This is a genomic window from Geobacillus thermodenitrificans subsp. thermodenitrificans DSM 465, assembly GCF_000496575.1.
In the GTDB taxonomy this organism is placed as follows: Bacteria; Bacillota; Bacilli; order Bacillales; family Anoxybacillaceae; genus Geobacillus; species Geobacillus thermodenitrificans.
In genome coordinates, this window is record NZ_AYKT01000037.1 from 1 (window position 1) to 5,122 (window position 5,122).

Sequence of the window (5,122 nt, forward strand, 5' to 3'; positions counted from 1 at the left end):
CGGCTTCCTGCTGACTGGAAGGTGGGGGGGGTCATCTCAACTTCCGTTCCACTCGTTCCACCCACTCCAATCCTTTTTCCGTCAGCTCATTCGTCATCTTGTTATGCATTTGCTCGTGACAAGTGAAGCATAAGCTGATGAGGTTGTCGTTATGCAACTTCAAGTCTGGCCGTTGCTCAAACGGTATAATGTGATGCACTATCTTTGCTGGTGTTGTCTTCCCGTATCGCTTGCACTCTTGACACAAATACTCGTCACGTCGAAGGATTGCTTTACGTTTCCTTTTCCATTGTTTTGTTTTGTAGAAGTTCATGCTATCAACTCCAAACAACAGCTAAAGCAAAACATAGCAGCATGATACCAATACAGATCAAATACCAACGAAAATCAGTGAATTCCCTTTTAAATAAATCAACAATGAATTGAAACAACATCACTGTTCCAACACCTAAACCTAAACCGATAAACAAATTGTATTACCTCCAATAAAAAAAGCACCCCGAATGGGATGCTTGCATTTTAACTATTTTTACTTCTTTTTCGATACTCATCAATAGAAATTCCTAATAATTCTGCTGCATATTCATCTTTCATCTCAGCAAATACTTTCTGGTATGCTTCATCTAACTCTTCTTGTGTGACTATACCTTTTTCTATAATGATTTTAGCTAACGTCGCTATCATCACTCGATTATCAATAACTTCAGCCATTGTGCTCCCTAATAGTTCATCTTTTTTATCTAACTTCATTTTATCCTCTCCTTTCGCCTACTCTATTCGACAAAAGGAGACATTTTCCTGCTACTTTTATCCTAAATTACGTTGTTTTCTCTCCAAATAAAAAAGCACCCGATTATTCGAGTGCTTTTATTTGCTGCATAAGCCTTTCTTTTTCCATTTCTAACTCGACAGTTTTTGCGTGAAATTGTAAAGATTCCTCTTTGATTTTAGTAAAAAGAGGAATTAACTTATTACTTATTAATTTTTCTGCATTACTCCATGCATTCTGTTCTGCTTTTAGACTATAATGTTTAATTTGCTCAGCCCACTCTTTTTTATATCCATTTTTCTTAATAAGCCCTCTATAATAATTAATCTTTTGATCAATCTCCACGAGTTCCTCATCCATATAATGACCTAGTTCATGGAAGATAATAATCGCCACATATTCATCTAATTTCACATTTCTCTCTTTAGCAGATTTTCTTAAGAGTTCTTCATTTATTTCGATACATCTTTTATGTGGTACATAGACAGCTTCACCGTAAATATCTGAAGTAGACTCTACATTTAAATTAACGCCTAATTCGCTGATTAAATCTTTAACAAATTTTAATATATCCATTTTATCTTCTCCCTTCGCCTACTCAATACGACAAAAGGAGACATTTTCCTTCAATAAATCCAAATAAAAACGCCTGTCATTTAGACAGACGTTCCCGTGTATTTTGTATGTCTTGTTCAACTATCGCACCCGTTAGTTCAATTATTTTTTTAGTTCTTTTTTGTCAGGCAGTCTCTTATAAATATCAAATAAATCTATTATAGTTTTTTTAATAAATTCATCTCCACCAGTTCCATTTATTGCAGTATCAAGCCTTGCATACATAATCATTAACAGACTTTTCGCTTCCGACTCATCTAATTGAGTAATTTTCTCTTTTACTTTTTCAATTTCTAACAACAAAAACCCCTCCCATTCAACAGTATAGCACTTTCACTATCCTGCCCCGTTAGTTGAATAAGAAAAAAGCGATGAAATCAACATTCACGTTTAACAAATCCTTGGAATAAAAACACCACCCCGATCGGAGTGACGCCCTGCTTCAACATATCCCACGATATCATCATAACACGCCTAAACGGAAATAATCTGTCATCTTTCTGTCATCTTTCTTTCAGTTTTCTGTCATTACGTTTTGAATACTTATTAAAAAATAAATCCCTATCAATTGTGAAAGGGATTATTTCGAGTTAATCAATTTTAAAATTTCAACACCTACACTTGAGGCTTGTACCACTGTAGGTAACCAACTAAAAATTCTCTGAGCCCTAGTTTTATCATTTTTGTTAACTGCTTCTTGAAGTTTTGCAGCATTTTCTAATGCATCTGCTTTTTCGTCTTCAGGGCTTTCTTTCTCTATTACGTCCATTAACTGTTTAAATAAATCTTCTACAACCGGGTTATTTGTAACGACTGACTGAGAATTCCCATCACCAGAACTTAAGTTAGTATTGTTGAGTGTACTATTCTGAATGCTTATACTTCTATTATCCATGTATACAAACACTCCTTTCCGTAACTCACTAAACAGCCCCATCCTAACTAAATCTGCGAAAGTCTTTTCAGGGGCTAAACTAGCTGCAGGTGTCTCTGTTCTTGGTTTTTCATCAACTTTTTTTTTAAAGCATCTTTTTTAAAATCATCTGTAAACGAAAATACCAATATAAAATCTTCTGCTTCAAAATCACTTTCTCCACAGAAACAATCAAACAATTCTCCTTCAAGATCTTCATCCAAATCAAACGCTTGTATTTTATGGTTTGATGGACATACAAGCATTTTTTTAGGTATTAATTCAAATCCCGTTTTTGACATAAGATAGCGCAATACTATCTCATAATAACTACTATCTAGTCCAGCAGCATATAATACATTTTCAACGGTAAAATCTTCGATTGGAGGGTCATTTGTGGCCCAATTTAATAAAATATCATTTATTTTTGAATAAGGAATAGCCATATTATGATCCCTCCAATCTTAGATTACTCTTTACCAGCAGCCGCCATTTGTTGTTGTCTACCCGATCCATTAATCGCAACAAGCGCATCCAAAACATGATCTATAACTGCTTCTGGAACAGCTGTTGTAAATTTGAAGTATCCTTTTTGAATATTCACTTCAAATATTGCTTCAACTACAATAGATGTTTTTTGATCAGTAAATGAAAAGAAACATGTTTCATCCATTGTATGATCTGTCGGGAGTCCCAATTTCTCAAACGCACTAGTAATTCGTTGATAAGTATGATCCGTATCTAAATTAACTCCTTTTTTACCGTTAAAACGAATACTTCCAACACTAGTAGGTAATGCAATATGTTTAGAAGCAACCCCTGCGGATAGTAAAGCACACAGTTGTTTAGCATTTTCTCTTGTCAACTTTGGAACTGTAAAGTATTTATAAGGTTTTGCAAATCCCATCAAATTCATCACATAATCTGCATATTTCTTTACATCTCTAAATGGGCAGCGTAGTTGTATCAATTCTTCTTCACCAAAATGAATGACAACAGACGTAAAACTCGCATAAGATTCAGGCACCTTTGTATAGCCCCTTTTACGTAAGGTCAACTTTTCTTCAACGAGTTTTAAATATACCGCTGCCCCGTCATGTTTAACTGCGCAAATTTGAATAGCTGGTCTCAAAGGTGGTTCCCATTCATTATTAATACCTTTTTGAGTTATATGCCCTTCATTAACAAGAGTTTCCAAAAACTTTTCGGGCGTATTCGACTTATCTGGAAAGTTGGATTCTGGTTGACATATAGTCATATGTAAACTACTAAATTTAAATTGCTCATTTAAATAAAGTAACTTTTCCTTATGCCCAGCTTGTATTAAATCGCCGATAACCTCTTCTTCAGTTCGACCTAAATACTTTATTTTATGAATCTTTGCTAGTTGGTTAATATACTTTTTAGGTATATTTCGATACTCAAACATCCAAATCCTGTCCCTCCTCAAAAGTTAGAAAGGACACAAATCTGTACAAATGTTTAAGGGAGTGTTATTATGTTTTTAGCAAAGCAGATTGTGTCCTATTGCATCCTACCTTTTAGGGTGCAATTTCTTTTTCTGTTAGATAATTTTAACAACTTTTTTCCTATTTTTCTACAATTTTATCCAAAAATCTTGTAACTGAGATTTTAAATGTAAAAGAGGCACCTACACAGGTGCCTCTTCTTTGTAAACCTCAATCCGTAACGCAAAAGCCAATTTATAAAACGCCTTCTCACGGATACGGTAAAACTTCGATTCACTGATCCCCATTTCGTTGTAAACTTCGTAATCGTATGGCTCGTCAATAGACATGTATCGCTTTATAATCAGTTCACGTTCTGTCTTATTTAGCCTGTTCACCGCGCGGCGTATTCTCTCCATGTACTCGTCACGTTCTCGTTCGAAGTCTGCTTTTTTGATTACCGCGCTTTCTGTAGATGAATGAAAAGCATTCGTGTTGCTTGGCGGCACGAGAGAGTACGTTTGCGTCACGCGTGGCAGGAATTCGTCCGGAACCGTCAACATATACATGCGATATTTTTCAAGTGCTGCCTCGACTGCTTCTTTTGTTTTTTCTCCGTCCGTGTCACGCAAAAAAGACAGTTGATAATACCGTTTGCCCACTCGGACCCCTCCCGTGTTATACTTATTGTAGAGAGCCGTTATGCCGGGAGAAGTCCTGGGTTTTTTATTTTTGTATTAAATGCTTCAATAGTGGAAATAAATCTTAGTGGAACAAGGTCACATCACCTTACCTGATTGAATGCCTGCCGACTGCCTATTCCCCCTATAATGACCTTGTTCCTTTTTTGATTATTTCAGGTCCGAACCCTACGCCTTGCAATTCTGTATCGCCGTCGGTTCATACTTATTCACGAGCGCATACCCACGCAACTGGTACTGTTTCACTTTCCATTTTCGTTTCGTTCTGACTTCCTTGTGTGTTTTTGGATGACGCAAAATATAGATCATTCGGTTCCCTCCAATGCCTTAAATAAAATCACTCCATGATAACCCAACCATTTTCATATAGCAGTCCGCATTACAAGTGCGAAACGTCGTATGATATTCGTCTGTTTCGTCCAACTCTACTCCGCAATACTCGCATACAAATTCTTCTCGCTCTTTATCGTTCATTCCGTTCTCTCCTTTCTCTCATAAACTCCAAATAATGCTCCCGAATCCTCGCTGCTGTTTTGGGCCCGATCCCCGGGATCTCTTCCAACTTGCCGAGCCACTCCATCATCAATTGCGTGTCTAATTCATTTTGCTGTTTGGCTCCTGCTTCAAATCCGCGATTCCATGCCGTCATTACATCTGGATGAAAGGGAGAAGAAAT

The 5,122-nt window shown here is 36.6% G+C and carries 10 protein-coding genes; all 10 read right to left on the minus strand.

Annotation, left to right across the window (positions count from 1 at the left end; genetic code table 11):
* Positions 1-31: 31 nt before the first annotated feature.
* The 10 genes from DSM465_RS0117460 to DSM465_RS0117520 all read right to left on the minus strand — a co-directional run bounded on the left by DSM465_RS0117460 (position 32) and on the right by DSM465_RS0117520 (position 5,122).
* The gene (locus DSM465_RS0117460) at positions 32-313 is read right to left on the minus strand and encodes an HNH endonuclease (RefSeq protein WP_029761919.1); all 282 of its coding nucleotides are present in this window, start codon (positions 311-313) and stop codon (positions 32-34) included.
* Between the two features lie 206 nt (positions 314-519).
* Complete coding sequence (locus DSM465_RS0117470; RefSeq protein ID WP_029761920.1) at positions 520-750, minus strand: hypothetical protein; 231 nt, start codon at positions 748-750, stop codon at positions 520-522.
* Positions 751-853: 103 nt separating this feature from the next.
* The gene (locus DSM465_RS0117475; protein WP_029761921.1) at positions 854-1,345 is read right to left on the minus strand and encodes a hypothetical protein; all 492 of its coding nucleotides are present in this window, start codon (positions 1,343-1,345) and stop codon (positions 854-856) included.
* A gap of 141 nt (positions 1,346-1,486) precedes the next feature.
* Entirely contained in the window at positions 1,487-1,684 is a 198-nt protein-coding gene (locus tag DSM465_RS0117480) for a hypothetical protein (RefSeq protein WP_029761922.1), read from the minus strand.
* A 280-nt stretch (positions 1,685-1,964) separates the two neighbouring features.
* On the minus strand, positions 1,965-2,279 hold the full coding sequence (locus tag DSM465_RS0117485; protein WP_230459205.1) for a hypothetical protein: 315 nt from the start codon (positions 2,277-2,279) through the stop codon (positions 1,965-1,967).
* Positions 2,280-2,353: 74 nt separating this feature from the next.
* A complete protein-coding gene (locus DSM465_RS0117490; RefSeq protein ID WP_029761925.1) occupies positions 2,354-2,743 on the minus strand; it encodes a hypothetical protein in 390 nt (129 codons plus the stop codon).
* Between the two features lie 23 nt (positions 2,744-2,766).
* Positions 2,767-3,726, minus strand: a complete 960-nt coding sequence (locus tag DSM465_RS0117495; protein WP_029761926.1) for a hypothetical protein — start codon at positions 3,724-3,726, stop codon at positions 2,767-2,769.
* Between the two features lie 222 nt (positions 3,727-3,948).
* Positions 3,949-4,407 carry an ArpU family phage packaging/lysis transcriptional regulator gene (locus tag DSM465_RS0117505; protein ID WP_051358554.1) on the minus strand — a complete coding sequence of 153 codons (459 nt, stop codon included), beginning with the start codon at positions 4,405-4,407 and terminating at the stop codon, positions 3,949-3,951.
* 207 nt (positions 4,408-4,614) lie between these two features.
* On the minus strand, positions 4,615-4,755 hold the full coding sequence (locus DSM465_RS19480) for a hypothetical protein (RefSeq protein WP_155121014.1): 141 nt from the start codon (positions 4,753-4,755) through the stop codon (positions 4,615-4,617).
* Between the two features lie 154 nt (positions 4,756-4,909).
* A complete protein-coding gene (locus DSM465_RS0117520) occupies positions 4,910-5,122 on the minus strand; it encodes a helix-hairpin-helix domain-containing protein (RefSeq protein ID WP_051358555.1) in 213 nt (70 codons plus the stop codon).